This window comes from Pseudomonas sp. B21-010 (assembly GCF_024749325.1).
GTDB classification, from domain to species: Bacteria; Pseudomonadota; Gammaproteobacteria; order Pseudomonadales; family Pseudomonadaceae; genus Aquipseudomonas; species Aquipseudomonas kilonensis.
In genome coordinates this window covers 5,069,158-5,088,387 of record NZ_CP087198.1, presented here as the reverse complement: position 1 = coordinate 5,088,387, position 19,230 = coordinate 5,069,158, and the positions used below count along the sequence as shown (strand labels likewise).

Annotated in this window: 17 protein-coding genes; 10 read left to right on the top strand and 7 right to left on the bottom strand. The window is 62.7% G+C overall.

The genetic code is table 11. The annotated features are described in order from the left end of the window. Positions 1–18: 18 nt before the first annotated feature. Positions 19–1,038 carry an alpha/beta fold hydrolase gene (locus tag LOY50_RS22615; protein WP_214509379.1) on the top strand — a complete coding sequence of 340 codons (1,020 nt, stop codon included), beginning with the start codon at positions 19–21 and terminating at the stop codon, positions 1,036–1,038. A gap of 230 nt (positions 1,039–1,268) precedes the next feature. Here the strand turns inward: LOY50_RS22615 and LOY50_RS22610 are convergent, their stop codons facing one another. Further along, positions 1,269–2,150, bottom strand: coding sequence for a LysR substrate-binding domain-containing protein (locus LOY50_RS22610; protein WP_258689240.1), 882 nt, complete (start codon positions 2,148–2,150; stop codon positions 1,269–1,271). Positions 2,151–2,310: 160 nt separating this feature from the next. Between LOY50_RS22610 and LOY50_RS22605 the strand changes: the two genes are divergently transcribed. From LOY50_RS22605 to LOY50_RS22580, 6 genes are all read left to right on the top strand, one after another. Continuing rightward, entirely contained in the window at positions 2,311–3,948 is a 1,638-nt protein-coding gene (locus LOY50_RS22605; RefSeq protein WP_258691266.1) for a 5-guanidino-2-oxopentanoate decarboxylase, read from the top strand. Continuing rightward, the gene (locus LOY50_RS22600; protein WP_258689238.1) at positions 3,945–5,393 is read left to right on the top strand and encodes an aldehyde dehydrogenase family protein; all 1,449 of its coding nucleotides are present in this window, start codon (positions 3,945–3,947) and stop codon (positions 5,391–5,393) included. The genes LOY50_RS22605 and LOY50_RS22600 overlap by 4 nt, the downstream gene beginning before the upstream one ends. 216 nt (positions 5,394–5,609) lie before the next feature. Then, positions 5,610–6,713 (top strand): ABC transporter substrate-binding protein, encoded by a 1,104-nt coding sequence (locus LOY50_RS22595; protein WP_258689236.1) that lies wholly within the window; start codon positions 5,610–5,612, stop codon positions 6,711–6,713. A gap of 350 nt (positions 6,714–7,063) precedes the next feature. Continuing rightward, the gene (locus LOY50_RS22590) at positions 7,064–7,972 is read left to right on the top strand and encodes an ABC transporter permease (protein WP_214509383.1); all 909 of its coding nucleotides are present in this window, start codon (positions 7,064–7,066) and stop codon (positions 7,970–7,972) included. Continuing rightward, a complete protein-coding gene (locus LOY50_RS22585) occupies positions 7,969–8,817 on the top strand; it encodes an ABC transporter permease (RefSeq protein ID WP_258689235.1) in 849 nt (282 codons plus the stop codon). The genes LOY50_RS22590 and LOY50_RS22585 overlap by 4 nt, the downstream gene beginning before the upstream one ends. Positions 8,818–8,832: 15 nt before the next feature. Continuing rightward, positions 8,833–9,888, top strand: a complete 1,056-nt coding sequence (locus tag LOY50_RS22580; protein WP_230151197.1) for an ABC transporter ATP-binding protein — start codon at positions 8,833–8,835, stop codon at positions 9,886–9,888. Between the two features lie 136 nt (positions 9,889–10,024). Here the strand turns inward: LOY50_RS22580 and LOY50_RS22575 are convergent, their stop codons facing one another. After that, a complete protein-coding gene (locus LOY50_RS22575) occupies positions 10,025–10,954 on the bottom strand; it encodes an AraC family transcriptional regulator (RefSeq protein WP_253477647.1) in 930 nt (309 codons plus the stop codon). A 327-nt stretch (positions 10,955–11,281) separates the two neighbouring features. Between LOY50_RS22575 and LOY50_RS22570 the strand changes: the two genes are divergently transcribed. Together LOY50_RS22570 and LOY50_RS22565 are read left to right on the top strand one after the other, a co-directional pair. After that, on the top strand, positions 11,282–11,635 hold the full coding sequence (locus LOY50_RS22570; protein WP_253477644.1) for a putative quinol monooxygenase: 354 nt from the start codon (positions 11,282–11,284) through the stop codon (positions 11,633–11,635). Between the two features lie 43 nt (positions 11,636–11,678). Beyond that, positions 11,679–11,912 (top strand): hypothetical protein, encoded by a 234-nt coding sequence (locus LOY50_RS22565; protein WP_214509387.1) that lies wholly within the window; start codon positions 11,679–11,681, stop codon positions 11,910–11,912. A 132-nt stretch (positions 11,913–12,044) separates the two neighbouring features. Here the strand turns inward: LOY50_RS22565 and LOY50_RS22560 are convergent, their stop codons facing one another. Both LOY50_RS22560 and LOY50_RS22555 read right to left on the bottom strand, forming a co-directional pair. Further along, positions 12,045–12,665 carry a flavin reductase family protein gene (locus tag LOY50_RS22560; protein WP_258689233.1) on the bottom strand — a complete coding sequence of 207 codons (621 nt, stop codon included), beginning with the start codon at positions 12,663–12,665 and terminating at the stop codon, positions 12,045–12,047. A 191-nt stretch (positions 12,666–12,856) separates the two neighbouring features. Then, positions 12,857–13,075 carry a hypothetical protein gene (locus tag LOY50_RS22555; protein ID WP_214509389.1) on the bottom strand — a complete coding sequence of 73 codons (219 nt, stop codon included), beginning with the start codon at positions 13,073–13,075 and terminating at the stop codon, positions 12,857–12,859. A 339-nt stretch (positions 13,076–13,414) separates the two neighbouring features. Here LOY50_RS22555 and LOY50_RS22550 point away from each other — a divergent pair, with 339 nt between their 5' ends. Continuing rightward, positions 13,415–14,170: a hypothetical protein gene (locus LOY50_RS22550; protein ID WP_258689231.1), complete on the top strand. Its 756-nt coding sequence runs from the start codon at positions 13,415–13,417 to the stop codon at positions 14,168–14,170. A gap of 124 nt (positions 14,171–14,294) precedes the next feature. Here the strand turns inward: LOY50_RS22550 and LOY50_RS22545 are convergent, their stop codons facing one another. The 3 genes from LOY50_RS22545 to LOY50_RS22535 form a co-directional block, all read right to left on the bottom strand. Further along, positions 14,295–15,614, bottom strand: a complete 1,320-nt coding sequence (locus tag LOY50_RS22545; RefSeq protein ID WP_258689229.1) for an MFS transporter — start codon at positions 15,612–15,614, stop codon at positions 14,295–14,297. A 396-nt stretch (positions 15,615–16,010) separates the two neighbouring features. Then, a complete protein-coding gene (locus LOY50_RS22540) occupies positions 16,011–17,336 on the bottom strand; it encodes a sigma-54 dependent transcriptional regulator (protein WP_253477634.1) in 1,326 nt (441 codons plus the stop codon). Then, positions 17,329–19,095, bottom strand: coding sequence for an ATP-binding protein (locus LOY50_RS22535; RefSeq protein WP_258689227.1), 1,767 nt, complete (start codon positions 19,093–19,095; stop codon positions 17,329–17,331). Before LOY50_RS22535 ends, LOY50_RS22540 begins: the two co-directional genes overlap by 8 nt. Positions 19,096–19,230 lie beyond the last annotated feature (135 nt).

The following is a 19,230-nucleotide window of genomic DNA, read 5'->3' as shown; positions in this document are numbered from 1 at the left end:
GCGTTTCGGTGTTTCTTCATGCGTGTATTCATTTTCCTGGCCGCGTTGTTTTTCGGCCTGCCGTCGATGGCGGCTTCTCGGTGTGACATCAATGTTGCGACCCAACGGGTCGATCTGGATCAGGTGAGCCTGGCCTACCAGAGCGTTGGTCGTGCCTCGGATCCGGCGTTGTTGCTGGTGATGGGCCTGGGTGGGCAGTTGATCCATTGGCCGGACGAAGTGGTGGTCGCCCTGTGCGAGCAGGGTTTCCGAGTGATTCGCTACGACAACCGCGACGTCGGCCTGTCCACCTGGCGCCAGGCCCCCGGCAGCGCCAACCTGACCTTCGAAGCCCTGCGCTACAAACTCGGCTTGCCCGTGGCCGCGCCTTATACCTTGACCGACATGGCCGACGACGGGCTGGGGCTGATGGACGCCTTGCAGGTGCAAAGCTTCCACGTATTGGGCGTGAGCATGGGCGGGATGATCGCCCAGCACATGGCCGCGATGGCGCCGCAGCGGGTCGAAAGCCTGACCCTGATCATGACCAGTTCCGGGGCCGAAGGCTTGCCCGCACCCAGCGCCGCGCTGGTGCAGTTGCTGTCGCGGCGCAGTGCGCCGGATCGTGAAGCGGCCCTGCAGCAGCAGGCCGATCTGCTGGCCGCGTTGGGCAGCCCGATGGTGGTGGATGATCGCCAGGTGCTGCTGCATCAGGCCGCCGTGGCCTATGACCGGGCCTTCAACCCCGAAGGCGTGAAGCGCCAGATCATGGCGATCATGGCCGAGCCGAGTCGGGTGGCACTGCTCAATCAACTGCGGGTGCCGACGCTGGTGGTCCACGGCACCGCCGACCCTTTGCTGCCGGTGATGCACGGCGTGCATCTGGCGGCGCATATCCAGGGCAGCCAGTTGAAGCTGATCCCGGGCCTGGCCCATCGTTTCCAGGAGGCGTTCAAGGCGCCGTTGCTGGGGGCCGTGTTGCCGTATCTGCAGCAGCACCGCGAAGACACGTCGCACTGGGCGCAGATCGAGCCGGTGCAGGCGCCTAATCTGCTCTGATAACCCTGATGGCTTGAGGCCTGCCCGGCTTTTGTGGCGAGGGAGCTTGCTTCCGCTGGGCCTGTAGGAGCTGTCGAGCGAAGCGAGGCTGCGATCTTTCCCCTGGCAATTGAATCAAGAGCGAAAGATCAAGATCAAAAGATCGCAGCCTTCGGCAGCTCCTACAGTGCAACCCAAGCGGGAGCAAGCTCCCTCGCCACAGTTTCATTCACCCTTGAAGGGGGCAGTTGCTACCGCGCCCGTGCCTGCTCCACCAACCACCCCATCAACTCCTGCAACGGCCCTGACACCTGGGGTTTGTGCGGATGCACCAGGTGATAACCCAGCCCGGTCTTGACCTTCAGCTCGAACGGCATCACCAGCCGGCCGGCGCTCAGGTCGTCACCGATCAGCGACCAGTCGCCAATCGCCACGCCCGTGCCTTGGGAAGCCATGGACATCGCCAGGTCCAGGGTTTCGAAATGCTGGCCCTTGCTGACATTGCTCAAGTGCACATCGGCTGCCTTCAGCCAGGCGTTCCAGTCGCGCTCGTCACGGGTGGGGTGCAACAGCAAGTGTTGTTGCAGGTCGGCGGGTTCACGCAGCGGCACCGGCCCTTCCAGGACCGGGCGGGAGCAGACGGGCGTCAGTTGTTCATCGAACAGATGCACGCACGCCAGCGAGGCGTCGGGTGGTGGGCCATAGACCACCGCGGCGTCGAAGGTTTCGCGCTGGAAATCCACGCCGTGCCTGACCGTGGTGGTCAACTCCACCGGCACGTCCGGCCGTTCCTTCTGCCATTGCAACAGGCGCGGCAGCAGCCAGCGCATCACGCAGGTCGGGGCCTTGAGTTGCAGGGTCTGGCGTTTTTCGCCGACCTGTTCGACCGCGTCCCCGATCAGGCTGAACACCTGCTGCACCCGGGGTAGCCACGCCTGGCCTTCGGCGGTCAGGCTCAGGCCGCGTGCCTGGCGCTGGAACAGCGCATAACCCAGGTGATCTTCCAGCCCGGCGATCTGCCGGCTCACCGCGCCCTGGGTGATGTGCAGTTGTTCGGCGGCCCGGGTGAAGTTGCAGCATTGGGCCGTGATCAGAAACGTGTGCAGCGCCGGCAGCGGGGGAAGTCGTTTCATTTCGGATCCAAGCCATGACGTGAGGACATGGCTAGTATGACTTTTTATCCATTGTTGCCGCTATGGCCTGCCCGTTCCAATAACGCCATTCCCAAGACAAAAAAGGGTCCCGCCGCAGGCTGTGCGAGGTCCTTTACACGACAAGAAAAAGGCAATGGCAATGGCGACGTGCGGCGAAGTATTGGTCAAGTTGCTCCAAGCATATGGCGTGGAGCAGGTGTTCGGCATTCCTGGCGTGCACACCGTCGAGTTGTACCGCGGGCTGGCCCGTTCCAGCATCCGCCATGTGACGCCGCGTCATGAACAGGGCGCAGGTTTCATGGCCGACGGTTACGCCCGGGTCAGCGGCAAGCCCGGCGTGTGTTTCATCATCACCGGCCCCGGCATGACCAACATCACCACCGCCATGGGCCAGGCCTACGCCGATTCGATCCCGATGCTGGTGATCTCCAGCGTGCAGTCGCGCAGCCAGTTGGGCGGCGGGCGCGGCAAGTTGCATGAACTGCCGAACCAGGCTGTATTGGTGGGCGGTGTCGCGGCGTTTTCCCACACGCTGATGTCCGCCGCTGAATTGCCCGGCGTGCTGGCCCGGGCGTTTGCCGTGTTCCAGGCTGGGCGCCCGCGGCCGGTGCACATTGAAATCCCGTTGGATGTTCTGGTTGAAGACGCCGATGCCTTGCTCGCCAGCGTGCCGGTGAACATCAACCGCGCCGGTGCTGCGCCGAGTGCCGTGGCGCAAATGGCTGCGAGGCTGGCATTGGCCAAGCGGCCATTGATCCTGGCCGGTGGCGGCGCCCTCGACGCGGCGGCCGAATTGACCGAACTGGCCGAACGTCTTGGCGCGCCAGTGGCGTTGACCATCAATGCCAAGGGCCTGTTGCCGTCCCGGCATCCGTTGCTGATCGGCTCCACGCAGAGCCTGGTCGCCACCCGCGCGTTGGTGGCCGAAGCGGATGTGGTGCTGGCCATCGGCACCGAACTGGCCGAGACCGACTACGACATTACCTTTGCCGGCGGCTTCGAGATCCCCGGTGCGCTGCTGCGCATCGACATCGACGCGGACCAGACCGTGCGCAACTACCCGCCGCATCTGGCGCTGGTGGCCGACGCCCGTGTCGCCGCCCGGGCCTTGCTTGATGAGCTGGACCGGCAACCCTTGGCCGAGCGCCGCGCCGATTGGGGAGCGACGCGTGCCGCCCGGTTGCGCGCGGATCTTAAAGGCAGTTGGGACGCCGCGACCCGCGCCCAGACCTTGTTTCTCGACACCGTCTTGCAAGCGCTACCGGAGGCGGTGTTCGTCGGCGATTCGACCCAACCGGTGTACACCGGCAACCTGACCTTCAACCCGGAGCAGCCACGCCGCTGGTTCAATTCATCCACCGGCTACGGCACCCTCGGCTACGCCTTGCCGGCGGCCATTGGCGCCTGGCTTGGTGGCAAGGACCAGGGCCATGGTCGCCCGGCGGTGGTGTGTTTGATTGGCGACGGCGGGTTGCAGTTCACCCTGCCGGAACTGGCCAGCGCCGTGGAAGCGCGCACGCCAGTCATCGTGCTGCTGTGGAATAACCAGGGCTACGAAGAGATCAAGAAATACATGGTCAACCGCGCCATCGAACCGGTGGGCGTGGACATCTACACCCCGGATTTCATCGGCGTCGCCAAGGCCTTGGGCTGCGCTGCCGAAGCCATCGACGGCGTGGCGCAACTGCACGATGCGTTACTCGCCGCTTGCGACCGGCAGGGCCCGACGCTGATCGAAATCGACCAGGCAACCTGGATGGCGCAGGTGTCGAAATGAATTTCCCTACGACGCAAGACGGGCTGTACATCAACGGTGAGTGGCTGGCCGGCGATCAACCGCTGCGGGTGATCAACCCGGCGACCGAAGCGCTGCTGACCACCGTTTATGGCGGCGATGAACGCGCCGTCGATCAGGCGTTGAACGCCGCGACCCAGGCTTTCACGCACTGGTCGAGCACCACCGGCGCCGAGCGTGGCGCGGTCCTGCGCCGGATTGCCGCTGGCGTGCTGGACGCTCGTGAACGGTTGATGCACCTGCAATCGAGCAACAATGGCAAACCGCTGTTCGAAGCGGCCATCGATGTCGACGATGTGGTCGCCACCTTCGAGTATTACGCCGAACTGGCCGAAGGCCTGGACGCTCGGCAAGACAGTCCGCTGGCATTGCCCAGTGCTGATTTCAGCGCACGCCTGCGCCGCGAACCTTGCGGCGTGGTCGGCCTGATCGTGCCGTGGAATTTTCCGATGGTCACCACGGCCTGGAAACTCGCCCCGGCGTTGGCCGCCGGCTGCTGCGTGGTGCTCAAGCCTTCGGAGGTCACGCCGTTGCCGGAGCTGGAACTGGCCTCGATCATCGCCGGATGCGGTTTGCCCCACGGGGTGTTCAACCTGGTCTGCGGCACGGGCCTGGCAGTGGGGGCGCCATTGGCGGCGGACCCGCGCGTGGCAAAGATTTCCTTCACCGGCAGCAATGCGGTGGGTGTGCAAGTGATGCAACGGGCGGCGGAAACGGTGAAGGGCGTGAGCCTGGAATTGGGCGGCAAATCGTCTCTGCTGGTGCTGGCCGATGCTGACCTGGACTTGGCGGTGGAGCTGGCCTGTGGCGGCGGTTTCTTCAATGCCGGGCAGATGTGTTCGGCCACCAGTCGTGTGCTGGTCGCCGATGAACTGGCCGATGAATTCCTGCAACGGCTCAAGACCCGCGCCGAGGCGATCCGCGTGGCCGACCCGTTTGACCCGGATGTGGAGATGGGTGCGCTGGTCAACCAGGCGCAATACCAGCGGGTGCTGGGGCACATCGACCGAGGCTTGAGCGCCGGAGCGACGCTGGTGTGCGGTGGGCAGCGGCCCGCGCATCTGTCGCGCGGCTTTTTTTTACAGCCGACAATCTTCACCGATGTGCCCCTGGACAGTGCGTTGTGGTGCGAAGAGATCTTCGGGCCGGTGCTGTGCGTGCGCCGTTTCAGCACCCCGGCGCAGGCCATCACCCAGGCCAACGACAGCCGTTTCGGCCTGGTGGCCAGTGTGGTCAGCCGTGATGCGACGGCTGCCGAACAGGTGGCCAACGCTTTGCAGGCAGGGCTGGTGTGGATCAACGCGCCCCAGGTGATTTTTCCCCAGGCGGCGTGGGGCGGTTACAAGCAGAGCAGTCTGGGTCGCGAATTGGGGCCTTGGGGATTGGCCGCGTTTCAGGAAATCAAGCATGTGATCCGGGCGGTCTGACGGCACGTTCTCAGGTCACGCATGCCTCGAAAAAAGGCATGCGCCAGGAACATGGCTCCAATGAGTTTTTTTCGATAGTCAGGGATTTTGCACAACCTCAGGATGGCCGCAGGCGGCGGTGAAACCCTTGTGGTACGGGGCTTTGCTCGACGTCGAACGGTGCGGGCGCAACGGTTTTTACCCACCTCATACTTAAAAGAATAAAGGGAGTCCTCCATGGGCGAGCATGATCTGAACAGACGTCAATTCATCAAGACTGCAAGTGTGGTTTCGGTAGCGGCGGCCGCCATGAGCGTGCCTTTCATCAGCGCCCGGGCCAGCGATACGCGGTTCGTCGGCAAGACCCTGCGCCTGCTCACCTGGTCCGACGACACCGGGCTGGCGGCGTTGCGCAACATCGCAGCCACCTTCGAGGCCAAGACCGGGGCCAAGGTCATTGCCGACCGCACCGGCAGTACCTCGGAAATGGTCGCCAAGCTCAAGGCCGGTGGCGACCGGCCGCAGTACGACATCATCACCCTGGCCGGCGTCGGCGCCGAGGGCCTGGCCGCCGCCGGGTTGCTGGAAAAGCCCGACCTCAACCGCATTCCCAACCTGGCCGACGTGCCGGCGCAATACCGCACGGGTGCCGGCGGCCATGGCATTGGTTACCTGCTGTGGTGCAACAGCCTGGTCTACAGCACCCGGACCTTGAGTCAGGCGCCGGACAGTTACGCCGCGCTTTGGGATGCGGACCTGGCGCCGAACATTTTCCTGCCGCCGCCGAACTGGACCGAGGCCATGGACCTGATCATCATCGCTGCCAAGCTGGCCGGTGGTGACGAACACAACATAGAGCCCGGCTTCAAGAAACTCGCCGAGCTCAAGGACCGGGTGGTGACCCTGGGGGAAAACCCGAACCAGATCGCCGAGTTGTTTCGCACCGGCTCCCTGGACATGGGCGGCTTGTACGCGCCGGCGTTTTTCCCCAAGCAGATCCGCGACCCGGCCTACAGCCTGGGGGCGACGTTCGGCATGAAGGAAGGTTTCTACACCGACCTGATGCTCTCGGTCATGCCGAAAAATCGCCCGGGCGACACCGACCTGGCCTACGCCTTCATCGACCACTCCCTCGACCCGCTGGTGCAGGGCAAGATGGCCGAAGATATCTTCAACGGCCCGGTCAACGCCAAGGCCATCATCTCCAGCGAAGCGCGCAAGAGCCCCTACATCCTCACCCCGGAGCAAATCGCCGACAAAGCGATCATGCACGACAACGCCTTCCTGGCGACGGTGCATGACCAATGGATTCGCCGGTACACGGAAATCTTCTCTTCCTGAAACAAACGCTGCACGTCGCCTGCCCGGCGTAAGAAATTGAGGGGTACGCGGCCTCTGTGACCGCCCGAGACCCAGCTTGCTCGCGATAGCGGTGGTTCAGTTGCTGGAGATGTTGACGGTGCCGCCGCCTTCGCGAGCAAGCTCGCTCCCACAGGGGAATTGCGGTGTGCATTGGTCTTTCGGCCCATCCGAGAGCCAGTGTGGGAGCGAGCTTGCTCGCGATAGCGGTGGTTCAGTTGCTGGAGATGCTGACGGTGCCGTCGCCTTCGCGAGCAAGCTCGCTCCCACAGGGAATTGGGTTGTTTTGAGATTGTGTTTTTTCTGTCGTTTTCCACTGACGAGATCTTGCCATGGAACACCTACCGTTAACCCATCACCAGAGCGTCGCGCCCATGCGTCCACCCCGGGAGAGCTCACCCACCCGCCGAGCCTGGCTGTTCCTGTCGCCGTCGATGTTGTTTCTCGGTGTGCTGATCGCTGCCAGCCTGTTGGTGCTGCGCATGAGCGTCGGCACCAAGGGCGCGGAGTGGAGTGGGTTCAGCCTCGCCAGCTACGGGCAGTTGCTGGAGCCTTATTACCTCAAGTCCCTGCTGCTGACCTTGCGCCTTGCATTGATCAGCGCGGTGATCGCCGTGCTGCTGGCGATCCCCGTGGCTTACACCATGTCGCGCCTGGCCTCGCCGTTGTTGCGGCGGGTGTTCCTGGCAGCGGTGCTGTTGCCGCTGTTGGTCAACCTGCTGCTGCAAAGCTATGGCTGGCTGGTGATCCTCGGCCCTGCCGGCATGCTCAATCAGGCACTCATGGGCCTGGGCCTGATCAAGCGGCCGATCATGCTGCTGTACAACCAGAATGGTGTGTTGATGGGCCTGGTCCAGACGGCCTTCCCGCTGGCCGTGCTGCCCATCGCCAGCGCCATGCGTGGCGTGGCCCGCAGCTATGAAGAGGCCGCCGCCACCCTCGGCGCCAGCCGCTTCCAGGTGTTTCGCCAAGTGGTGCTGCCCATGAGCCTGCCGGGCATCATCACTGGCGCGACGCTGGTGTTTGCCTACAACGCCAGCAGCTTTGTCGTGCCGCTGCTGTTGGGCGGTCGGCGGGTGCCGATGCTGGCGGTGATGGTCCACGACCAGATTGCCCCGTTGATGAACTGGCCCGCCGCGTCCGCCGCCGGGGTGGTGCTGATTGTCACCACGTTGATGATCATGACCCTGTCCGAATATTTCACCGGCCGTCGTCGGCGGATGCTGGAGGCTTCTCAATGAGTGCGTTGAGCAAAAAACGCCAGGCGCTGTTGCCCGGTGAAACCGGACGCGCAGTGGGGCTGCTGTCGGGCTTCATCCTGTTGCTGGCGGTGCTGCCGATCCTGACCATGATCGTCATGTCCTTCAGCGGCGCGGCGAACCTGGATTTTCCGCCAAGCAGCTACAGCCTGCAATGGTATCGGGCCGCCTGGCACACCTTCGTATCGCCGGATGCCAGCGATGTACTGAGCCTGGGCCAGGCCATGGGCACCAGTTTGTTGGTGGCCTGCCTGACGATGATTTTCGCCACGCTGATCGCAGTGCCGGCGGCCTACGCGCTGACCCGTTGCGAGTTCCGTGGCAAGGCCGTGGCGTTGCAACTGATGTCGCTGCCGCTGGTGTTTCCCATGGTGGTGCTGGGGTTGGCGCTGCTGCTGGTATTCGACAGCCTGCCATTCCAGATGACCACCTCGCGGCTGGTCATTGCCCACGTGATCCTCGCCTTGCCGTTCGTGGTGAAGAACTGCACCGCCGCCATGCTCGGCATCGGCAGCGAAGTCGAAGAAGCCGCGCGAATGCTCGGGGCGACACCACGGCGGGCCATCGTCGATGTGGTGGTGCCGTTGATGAAGTCGGGGATTCTCGCCGGGATGCTGCTGGCGTTCATTGTCTCGTTCAACGAATTCACCGTGACCTATTTCCTCTACACCATCGATGTCATGACCGTGCCGATCTGGATGTACAGCCGCACCGTGTCGTCGCTGGACCCCACCGTTTTCTCGTTTGCCGTGCTCATCGTGCTGATCGACTTCGTGCTGATCTGGGCGTTGGAGAAGCTGGTGGGCGAGGGCGGCGTTTCCTTTTGATTTCGAGGTGAAGACATGACTGGACTGATACTGGAAAACGTCGAGAAACATTACGGCTCGGCCTGCGCGGTCACGGACGTGAATCTGCATTTGCCCGAGGGCAAGCTGGTGTGTTTTCTCGGGCCTTCGGGCTGTGGCAAGACCACCTTGCTGCGCATGATCGCCGGCCTGGAAAGCCTCAGCGGCGGCGAAATCCGCCTGGATGGCCAAGACATCGGCCACACCCCGGCGCACCTGCGCAACTTCGGCATGGTGTTTCAATCGTTGGCCTTGTTTCCCCACATGACCGTCGGCGAGAACATTGCCTATCCGCTGAAATTGCGGGGCGTGGGCAAGGCCGAGCAACAGGCGCGGGTGGTGGAGTTGCTGGAACTGATCCAGCTCCAGGCGATGATCGACCGGCCCGTGGCGAAACTGTCTGGCGGCCAGCGCCAGCGCGTGGCGATTGCCCGGGCCATTGCCGCCCGGCCGAAGATCCTCTTGCTGGACGAACCGCTGTCGGCCCTGGACGCCAAGTTGCGCGAGTCGATGCAAGTGGAAATCCGCCAACTGCAACAGCGGTTGAACATCACCACTATTTTGGTGACCCACGATCAACGCGAAGCCATGACCATGGCCGACATCGTCGTGGTGCTGGGGGAACATCGGGTGCAGCAGGTCGGTACGCCGATCGAGATCTACCGCCACCCGGCCAATGAATTCGTCGCCGACTTCATCGGCTCAGGCAACATTTTTCCGGCGACCACCCTGGGCAATGGCCGGGTCGGGCTGCCGGGCGGGGACACGCTGGACGTGCCGGCCAGCCATAGCGTCATCGCTGGCGAGAAGATCAAGTTGCTGGTGCGCCCCGAAGACCTGCAACTGTCCTCGCCCCAGGCCACGGCGGGTAACCGGTTGCTGGGCAAGGTGACGTTCGTGCGGGACATCGGTGCGACCGTCGAGACCACGGTGGAATGTTCCGGAATCTCGTTCACGGCGCTGAGCACGCCTTGCCAGGGCATGGACCTGGGGATTGGGCATGCGGTGTCGGTGACCATACCGGCGCAGGCGTGTCGGTTGCTCGGTGCCTGAGTTCAAGAGACGAGGTGTTTTTGCTGGCCTCATCGCGAGCAAGCTCGCTCCCACAATAGATTGTTGTGAACAGGGAGCCCCTGTGGGAGCGAGCTTGCTCGCGATGGGGCCGGCCCAGTCAACACAAAATCCAGGGTCAAACAGTCATCCGCAACCGCGCCAGATCCCGTAACGGCGGCGCGCCGAACAACCGGCTGTACTCGCGGCTGAACTGCGAAGGGCTTTCATAACCCACCCGATACCCCGCCGCCGAGGCTTCCAGCCCTTCGGCGAGCATCAGCCGGCGGGCTTCCTGCAGGCGCAGTTGCTTCTGGTATTGCAGCGGGCTCATGGCGGTCATGGCCTTGAAGCGGTGATGCAGGGTCGAGACGCTGAGGTTCACTTCCCGGGCCAGGTCATCGATGCGCAGCGGCTGTTCGAAATGGCCGTTGAGCCATTTGATCGCCTGGCTGATGCGATGGCTCTGACTGTTGGCGATAGCGATTTCGTACAGCCGATAGCCCTGGGGACTGCGCAGCAGACGATAGAGGATTTCCCGGCGAACCAGCGGCGCGAGCATGGCGATGTCTTTCGGTGTATCGAGCAACCGCGCCAGGCGCAGTACGGCGTCGAGCATCGGCGTGTCCAGGCGTTCGACGTACAGCCCACGCCCGGCGGGGCGGGTCGGCACGCCCAAGGGGCCGGCATCGGCGATCAACGCGGTGATTTCCGTCGGGTCGATATCCAGGCGCAGGGCCAGGATCGGCTGCTCGGGCGAAACGTCGGCAATGCAACCACTCAACGGCATCGAGACCGAGACCACCAGGTAATGGAGTGGGTCGTAGTTGAACAACTCATCCGCCAGGCGCACCTGTTTGCTGCCCTGGGCCATGATGCACAGCGCCGGTTGTGCCAACACCGGAGCGAACTTATGCGGCTGGCTGTGCCGTGACAGATTCAGCGAGCCGATGGCCGTGGCGTAGCTGCCGTCTTCGCTGGTGTTGCGGTCGATGATCGACGCCAGTTCGGCGCGCTGTTGTTCCAGGTACGTGTCCAGCGGGACGTGGGCGTGGTCGAGTGGCGACATGCCGGGATCCTCAGGCGATAGGGAGCGATGAACAAAAGCTTATGTTTGTGCAAGGCGCAGCGATAGCAACATCCTGTTGAAAGCTTGCCTGATCCTGCACGGTGCAAGGGGCCATGACGCTGCAATGCTATGGAAACTTGCTTGAAACCTTTTGTTTCAACTTCCCGGGTTTCGACCGGATCGATGGCAAATTCTGTGATACCGATGCGCAGGATTGTGCAATGGGTCGGCAGGAATCGACTAACGAAACTGGCGTCGTGGCGCTTAACCTTTGATCCTGTCGCAGCTGTCCCCGGCTGCACAACGGATTACCTGGGAGGGTTGAACATGACTACACAGATCCCCGTCAGTCACATGGCTTTCGTCCGGGCCCGTACCGGTTGCTCCAGGCAACTGGGGGCGCGCCTGAGTACGCTGATCGCGCCCTCGCGCCTGGCTCCCGGTTGTTTGCACTTTGCCTTGCAGCAATCGCAATGTGACGCTGATTTGTGGCTGGTGTCGGGGCTGTGGGTCAATCAGTCGTCGATGGATGCCTACTTCAATTCACCGGCCATGGCGATTTTCGCCGAGCTGGTGCAGGACCTGGTGGTGAGCAGCCTGGATTTTCATACCTTCAGGGAAGTCTCCGCCGCCCAGGCGACCGAAGGGTGCCGGGCGCAGGTACACAAACTGGCCGGTTGAAGGTTTAATGAGTGTCATTTTCCACCGCCAGGATGCACAAGACATGGCACGTAAAGCCTTTGAAACCTTTGAAGCCGTTTCCGCAGTCGTTCCCAAGGACGGCGGCGGCTACCATGCCGCCATTGCCACCAAGGCCATCGGCGGCTCAGGTGCGCCGCGCTTCAACAAGATCCTTGAAGAGCAGACCTTCGAGACCGCGGTCAAAGCCGATGAAGCGGCAGCCCTGCAGCTGACCCACCTCAAGGGTGTCGACGACGAGGGCGGGTTGGTCTGGTAAATCAGCATTGATGGGAATGCTTTTGTGGCGAGGGAGCTTGCTCCCGCTTGGGTGCGAAGCACCCACCAGAAAAGGGGCTGCTTCGCAGCCCAGCGGGAGCAAGCTCCCTCGCCACAGGGGATCGCGCTGCTCCTACTTTGGGCGATGCATCTTGAACAACGCCTCAGGCCCCAACTGGAAATAATCCGCCGGCCCGCCACCGCGCAAGATCGGCTCGGCGGCGGCGGTGTCGTATACCCCATCCTTCAACAACCACTTGGCGATATGCACGGCGACCACTTCGCCGAGGATCAGCCAGCTTGGCACCAGTTCTTTGTCCGCCCGCTGCAGTTGAATGATCTGCGTGACCTTGCATTCGAAGGACACCGGGCTTTCGGCGACGCGCGGAACCTGGATTACCCGTGACGCCGCCGGCATCAAACCCGCCAGTTCGAACTCATTGACCTCTGGCGCGACCATCGCGCAGCTCTGGTTCATCTGCTCGGCCAGCGGGCGCGTGGCCAGGTTCCAGGCGAATTCGCCGGTCTGTTCGATGTTGTTCAGGCTGTCTTTGCGCCCGACGCTGGAGAACCCGATGATCGGCGGAATGTAGTTGAAGGCGTTGAAGAAACTGTAGGGCGCCAGGTTCAGGCGGCCTTCGGCATCCTGGGACGAAATCCAGCCAATGGGGCGCGGGCCGACGATGGCGTTGAACGGGTCATGGGGCAGGCCGTGGCCTTGGGTGGGTTCGTAGTAGTGGATGTCGTCGGGCATGAGAATGTACAGGTCCGGTGCTATTGGGAGGGATCCGACGATAGTGCAGCGATCAACCCGTTTTGTCAGCAGCCTAAAACCCTGTGGGAGCGAGCTTGCTCGCGATGGCGGCGTATCGGCTAAAAATATTTTGGCTGACACACCGTCATCGCGAGCAAGCTCGCTCCCACAGGGTGTAGTGATGAATGGGATCAGTTGGTAGACGCCGCATCCGCACGGTCCGAGCCATCGGCGGCGACGGCGGGCTCAATGGCGTGGTTTTCATCTTTCTTGGCAACGGTGGCTGAACCGACGCGTTCGTGGGCAGTGGCGATAAAAGCGGCTGTGCCGGTGCGGTCGAAGCCATCGTCGGCGAAGGCGCTACCGGCCAGTACAGAAAAGGTCAGGGCGGCAATCAGTTTGGTTTTCATGGTGGTCACTCCGGATTCGTTGGCGATGTGTCTTGCATGGATTGAATGCCACGCCAACTAAATTGATTAAAGTGTGCAAATTAATGCTAAAAGCAATCGATTAAATAGATATTAAGGGCGGCGTATGTCATTCGCTTCCATCGTCGGAGCGAACGTCGCGCAGGTCATCGATCAGGTGAGTCCAAGATGCGGCGTCAGCATTAACGGGTGATTAATCGCTGTTTTGGCGTGTGTGACAGATTTTTCATACATTCCCGACCTGTTTTTCACCCACGCATCCCCAGTCTGCCCCCCGTGGCCACCAAGAGCCTGCCGTCACACACTGGAGATTGCCCTGCGATGAATAAATTGCCCCAAATTACCCTGGCCTTCTGGGTCATGAAGATCTGCGCGACGACCCTGGGCGAAACCGCAGGGGATTTGCTGTCGATGACCCTTGATGTCGGTTACGCCATCAGCTCGCTGATTCTGATCAGCGTGTTCGTCCTGACGCTGGTTACGCAACTGATGGCCAAGACCTACAAGCCGATGCTGTACTGGATCGTGATCCTGTCCACCAGCACTGCGGGCACCACGATGTCCGATTTCATGGATCGCACCCTTGAGCTGGGTTACGCCACAGGGTCGATGATCCTGATTGCGATTCTGTTGGCGATTTTCGCGGCTTGGCGCTTGAGTGGGGATTCGCTCAACGTCACCAAGGTGCAGACCTTTCGCGGCGAGATGTTCTATTGGATGGCGATTCTGTTTTCCAACACCTTGGGCACCGCACTCGGTGATTACCTGGCCGACGATTCGGGCCTGGGCTTTGCTGGCGGCGCATTGCTGATCGGCTCGACCATTGCCGTGGTCGTGCTGCTCAAGTACTTCACCCGTATTTCGTCGGTGGTGTTGTTCTGGATCGCGTTCGTGCTGACGCGCCCCCTGGGAGCGACGCTGGGCGACTTGATGACCAAGTCTCATGACAAGGGTGGCCTGGACTTCGGCACCATCGGTTCGTCGGCGGTGCTGGCGGGGATATTGATTGTGATGATCGCTGGCGCAACCTATGCGCAGAACCGTTATGGCAAGCAGGGCACTGCTGAGTTGACTTGAAACCGAGTCGCTTCCAATCGCGAGCAGGCTCGCTCCCACAGGGATTTACGCCAACCCTGTGGGAGCGAGCCTGCTCGCGATGGGGCCATTGCAGTCACCGTTGCAGTAACTGCAGGAACACTCATCAGTCAGTCACGATCCGCGAGTGTTTGCGGGTGTCTTTCATGGTGATGTACACCAGCAGCGACACGGCGATGCACGCCGTCACGTACCAGTAGTAGCCAGTTTCCATGCCGACGCTCTTGAACCACAGGGCGATGTATTCAGCGGTGCCGCCGAAGATCGACACGGTCAGTGCGTACGGCAGGCCGACGCCCAGGGCGCGGATTTCGGTGGGGAACAACTCGGCTTTCACCACGGCGTTGATCGAGGTGTAGCCGCTGACGATGATCAGCGCGGCCATGATCAGGAAGAACGCGCCCCACCAGGTCTGGATGGTGTGCAAGGTGGTGAGGATCGGCACGGTGAACAGGGTGCCGAGGATGCCGAAGGCAATCAGGATCGGCCGACGTCCGATCTTGTCCGACAGCCCGCCGATCACTGGTTGCAGGCACATGAACAGGAACAGCGTGGCGGCGGAAATAGTGGTGGAGTCGGAGATGCTCATGCCGACCGTGTTCACCAGGTATTTCTGCATGTAGGTGGTGTAGGTGTAGAACGCCAGGGTGCCGCCCATGGTCAGGCCGACCACGGTCATCAGCTCTTTTGGATGGCGCATCAAGGTGCGCATCGCGCTTTCCTTGGCTTTTTCCTTCTTGGTGAACGACTCGGTTTCTTCCATGCCGCGTCGCAGGTACAGCGCCACGACCGCACACAGCGCGCCGATGGCGAACGGGATGCGCCAGCCCCAGGCATACAGCTGTTCGGTGGTGAGGGTCTGTTGCAGCACGATCAACACGCCCAGGGCGATGAGCTGGCCGGAGATCAGGGTCACGTACTGGAAGCTGGAGAAGAAGCCGCGACGTTCCTTGGTCGCCATCTCGCTCAGGTAGGTCGCCGAGGTGCCATACTCGCCACCCACCGACAGGCCTTGGAGCAGGCGGGCAAACACCAGCAGGATCGGTGCGCCGACGCCGATGGTTTCGTAGCTCGGGCTCAGGGCGATGATCAGCGAGCCGAAGCACATCAGGTACACCGACGCCATCAACGCACGTTTGCGACCGGCACGGTCGGCGTACAGGCCCATCAACCACCCGCCGATCGGGCGCATCAGGAAGCCCACGGCGAAGATCGCGGCGGTATTCAGCAATTGGGCGGTGGTGTCGCCCTTGGGGAAGAAGACTTTGGCGAAGTACAACGAGAATGCGGCGTAGACGTACCAGTCATACCACTCGACCATGTTGCCGACCGAGCCGCTGAAGATCGATTTGATGCGGCTGGCGGTGGTTCTTTCACGGGCGGGCACGGCAGCCGACCCAATGGGCAGGGCGTTGGAGTTGTCCATTGAAGGATCCTTCGTTTAATTGTTTTTGTGGAGCGCGTTGGAACGCAGCCTGACAGGGCTATAGCAGGAGCTGTGCCAGTTGCTGGAGGGCCGGTTTAGAGGGGGGCATGGCGCTGGATGAGCGGAAAGCCGCTCATTGTGGTTGGGGGTGTGGGCGGGAATCCGCTTATGCAGGGGAGGTCTGTTGTCTGTACTGGCCCCATCGCGAGCAAGCTCGCTCCCACATTTTGCCCGGTGTACACATGCCCCTGTGGGAGTCTTGCTGTCCCTGGAAAGGATGGCTAAATAAACCATCCAAGACAGTTGCTCTCACATTTTGGCCGGTGTACACAGGCCCCTGTGGGAGCGAGCTTGCTCGCGATGAGGCCGGTACAGACACAGCAAATTCAGCCGGCCTTACAAAAACATCTCCCGACTCAACCCATGCCGCTGCATCTTCTCATTGAAGGTGCGGCGCGGCAGTTGCAGTTCCTCAAGCACGGCTTTCACATCACCTTTGTGCCGGGTCAGGGCGGCGCGCAGGCATTGGGCTTCGAAGGCTTCCTGCTGGGCCGCGAGGGACTGGCCCGGCTCCGTCTCCAGGACGGGCAGTTGATCGAGCCCCAACACCTGGCGTTCGGCGACATTGGCCAGTTCCCGCACGTTGCCGGGCCAGTCGTGGCTGAGCAGATGGCTCAACTGCGGGCCGCTCAGGGGCGCGGCGGGGCGGCCCAGGCGTTCGGCGGCGCTGTGGGTGAAATGTTCGAACAGCAAGGGAATGTCCTCGCGCCGTTCACGCAGCGGCGGCAGGCGCAGCTCGGCGATGTTCAGGCGATAGGCCAGGTCTTCGCGAAAACGCCCGGCCCGGGCTTCGTCCAGCAGATCGGGCTTGGTGGCGGCGATGATGCGCAGGTCCACCTGTATGCTCTGGTTGGAGCCCAGGCGTTCGAGCTTCTGTTCCTGCAATACCCGCAGCAACTTGACCTGCTGGGCCAGGGGCATGCTCTCGATTTCGTCGAGAAACAGCGTGCCGCCGTCGGCGTATTCGAGCTTGCCGATGCGCTTGCCTTGGGCGCCGGTGAAGGCGCCGCTTTCGTGGCCGAACAGCTCCGCTTCGAACAGCGCCTCGGGAATGGCCGCGCAGTTCAACGCGACAAAGGGTTTGCTCGCCCTCGGGCCGAAGTCGTGCAGGCAACGGGCGACCAGTTCCTTGCCGCTGCCGGTTTCGCCGCGGATCAACACGTTGACCGGCAGTGCGGCCAGGTCCAGCACCTGGCGCCGCAGGTTTTGCAACGCACGGGAAACCCCCAGCAGCGTCCCATCGAGTCGGACCCGGGCGTCGGCCTGTTCATGCAGGCGACGGTTTTCCAGGACCAGGGTGCGCTTGTCCAGGGCCCGGCGCAGGCTGCCGAGCAGGGCTTCGGGGCTGAAGGGTTTCTCCAGGAAGTCGTAGGCGCCGTCGCGCATGGCCTCCACGGCCATGGGTACGTCGCCGTGGCCGGTCAACAGAATCACCGGCAGGTCGGGATCGCGGCGGCGCACTTCGGCCAACAGTTCCAGGCCGCTGAGGCCGGGCATGCGCACATCGCTGAGGATCACCCCGGGGAAATGCTCCGGCAACCGGGCCAGGCATTCGTCGGCGCGGCTGAACAACTGCACCTGGAACCCCGACAGGCTCAACCACTGCTCGACGGCACTGCGGATGCTGCCTTCGTCATCCACGACCATGACTGAATCAAGCATGCAGTTGCGCCTCCTGATCAATGGGCAAGGTCACGCAGAATACCGCGCCGTGCTCATGGTTGTCCGCCGTCAGTCGTCCACCGGATTCATGGATGATTGCAAACGAAACCGCCAGCCCCAGGCCCAGGCCATCGCCCACCGCCTTGGTGGTGAAGAATGGATCGAACACCTGGGCCAGGTGTTCCTCGGCGATCCCGGTGCCGCTGTCACTGACGGTCAGGCGCCACAATTGCTCATCGGCCTCCAGGCGCACTTCCAGGCGCTTGATGGGTTGGTCGGCCATGGCGTCGAGGGCGTTGCGCAGCAGGTTGATCAACACCTGTTCGAGGCGGATCGCATCGCCGCGCACCCAGGCCGGTCGAGTCACGTGCAGCACGGTGTTGATCTGTTCGTCGCGCAGGCGCGTGTCCAGCAATTGCAGCGCCTGGTCGACCACCGCCGCCAGGTCCAGGCGTTCGCGCAGACCGCTGGGGCTTTTGCGGGCAAAGGTCTTCAGGTGACCGGTGAGGGCGGCCATGCGCGTCAGCATGTCGTCCACCGGCTTGAGGGCCTTGTAGGCGTCATCGACCCGGCCGTGATCGAGCAACAAGCGCAGGGTCGCCAATTGCATGCGTTGGGCGGTCAAGGGCTGGTTGATTTCATGGGCCAGGGCCGCGGACATCTGTCCCAGTGCCGCCAGCTTGGCCGATTGCACCAGCCCGTCCTGGGCCGTGCGCAGATCCCGGGTACGTTCTTCGACCAACCGTTCAAGCTCTTCGCGGCTGCGCTGGCGCAATTTTGCCAGGCGCCAGCGCTGGTTGAGAAACAGCAGCAGGAACACCAGCGCCAGCCACGACCCGGCGGCCGCGAGCCCGGCATTGCGCCGGTCTTCGAAGGCGATCTGCGGACGGCGCAGCAAGTGCAGCGTCCAGCCTTCGGCGGTCAGCGGCAAGGATTCCCACAGGTAGTCCGTCGAGCCATCGGGGGTCTCGACCCGGGCCAGATGGCTATTGTCGTCAAAGCGCCGTAACGGCTCGTAAACCAGCGGTTGCAGCGGTTGCTTGTCGTATTGACGGGTGGCCTTGAGCTCGGCGCGGTCGCTGTCGCTCAGCGGCTGCAAGTGGCGATAACGCCAGCCCGGGCGGTTGGCGATGAAGATGATGCTCCGGGCATCGCTGACCAGCAGGGTGTCGCTGCCCTGGCGCCATTCGCGCTCAAGCTCCGGAAACTCCAGCTTTACCACCATTGCGCCGAGGAACTCGCCGTTGTCGTCGGTCACGGCGCTGGAGAGAAAGTACCCCGGGATGCCGCTGGTCACGCCCACCGCATAAAAACGCCCGGTGCCCTGGGTGCGGGTCTGGAGGAAATACGGACGAAAGCCATAGTTGTGCCCGACATAGCTGCTGGGCAGGCGCCAGTTGCTGGCCGCGACGGCCAGGCCTGTGTGGTCGAGCAATTCCAGGGTGGATGACTGGGCGGCGCCATTGATCTGTTCCAGCTTGCGGTTCAACGCATCCTGCTGCGCGGCGCTGACCGGCCCCTTGAGGGCCGAGCGTAACTCCGGGTCCAGCGCCAGCACGGCGGGCAGGGCGCGGTAGCGTTCGATCAGGGTATGCAGCGAAGTGGCGTACAGCGCCAACTGCTGGTTGGCCCGGCTGGCGTCTTCTTCCAGGGCCGCGCGTTCGGCGTGGCGCACGGCGAGGGTGGCGGCAACGGCCGCGCCGGTGAGGATCAGCAAGGTGTACAACGACAGACGCAAGGTACGGGTAGTCGGCAGCATGCTGGCGTAAACCAGTGGAAAGTCGGGCGGGCACGATAGCATGTTGGAACGTCTTGGGGCCTGTACCACCGCCATCGCTCGCCCTGAGCCCTGTAGGAGCTGGCGAAGCCTGCGATCTTTTGATCTTCCGCTTGG

Excerpts from the sequence above, each read along its gene's own strand:
- LOY50_RS22615 (WP_214509379.1), top strand. The coding sequence starts at position 19 with ATGCGTGTATTCATTTTCCTGGCCGCGTTGTTTTTCGGCCTGCCGTCG.
- LOY50_RS22610 (WP_258689240.1), bottom strand. The coding sequence starts at position 2,150 with ATGAAACGACTTCCCCCGCTGCCGGCGCTGCACACGTTTCTGATCACG.
- LOY50_RS22605 (WP_258691266.1), top strand. The coding sequence starts at position 2,311 with ATGGCGACGTGCGGCGAAGTATTGGTCAAGTTGCTCCAAGCATATGGC.
- LOY50_RS22600 (WP_258689238.1), top strand. The coding sequence starts at position 3,945 with ATGAATTTCCCTACGACGCAAGACGGGCTGTACATCAACGGTGAGTGG.
- LOY50_RS22595 (WP_258689236.1), top strand. The coding sequence starts at position 5,610 with ATGGGCGAGCATGATCTGAACAGACGTCAATTCATCAAGACTGCAAGT.
- LOY50_RS22590 (WP_214509383.1), top strand. The coding sequence starts at position 7,064 with ATGGAACACCTACCGTTAACCCATCACCAGAGCGTCGCGCCCATGCGT.
- LOY50_RS22585 (WP_258689235.1), top strand. The coding sequence starts at position 7,969 with ATGAGTGCGTTGAGCAAAAAACGCCAGGCGCTGTTGCCCGGTGAAACC.
- LOY50_RS22580 (WP_230151197.1), top strand. The coding sequence starts at position 8,833 with ATGACTGGACTGATACTGGAAAACGTCGAGAAACATTACGGCTCGGCC.
- LOY50_RS22575 (WP_253477647.1), bottom strand. The coding sequence starts at position 10,954 with ATGTCGCCACTCGACCACGCCCACGTCCCGCTGGACACGTACCTGGAA.
- LOY50_RS22570 (WP_253477644.1), top strand. The coding sequence starts at position 11,282 with ATGACTACACAGATCCCCGTCAGTCACATGGCTTTCGTCCGGGCCCGT.
- LOY50_RS22565 (WP_214509387.1), top strand. The coding sequence starts at position 11,679 with ATGGCACGTAAAGCCTTTGAAACCTTTGAAGCCGTTTCCGCAGTCGTT.
- LOY50_RS22560 (WP_258689233.1), bottom strand. The coding sequence starts at position 12,665 with ATGCCCGACGACATCCACTACTACGAACCCACCCAAGGCCACGGCCTG.
- LOY50_RS22555 (WP_214509389.1), bottom strand. The coding sequence starts at position 13,075 with ATGAAAACCAAACTGATTGCCGCCCTGACCTTTTCTGTACTGGCCGGT.
- LOY50_RS22550 (WP_258689231.1), top strand. The coding sequence starts at position 13,415 with ATGAATAAATTGCCCCAAATTACCCTGGCCTTCTGGGTCATGAAGATC.
- LOY50_RS22545 (WP_258689229.1), bottom strand. The coding sequence starts at position 15,614 with ATGGACAACTCCAACGCCCTGCCCATTGGGTCGGCTGCCGTGCCCGCC.
- LOY50_RS22540 (WP_253477634.1), bottom strand. The coding sequence starts at position 17,336 with ATGCTTGATTCAGTCATGGTCGTGGATGACGAAGGCAGCATCCGCAGT.
- LOY50_RS22535 (WP_258689227.1), bottom strand. The coding sequence starts at position 19,095 with ATGCTGCCGACTACCCGTACCTTGCGTCTGTCGTTGTACACCTTGCTG.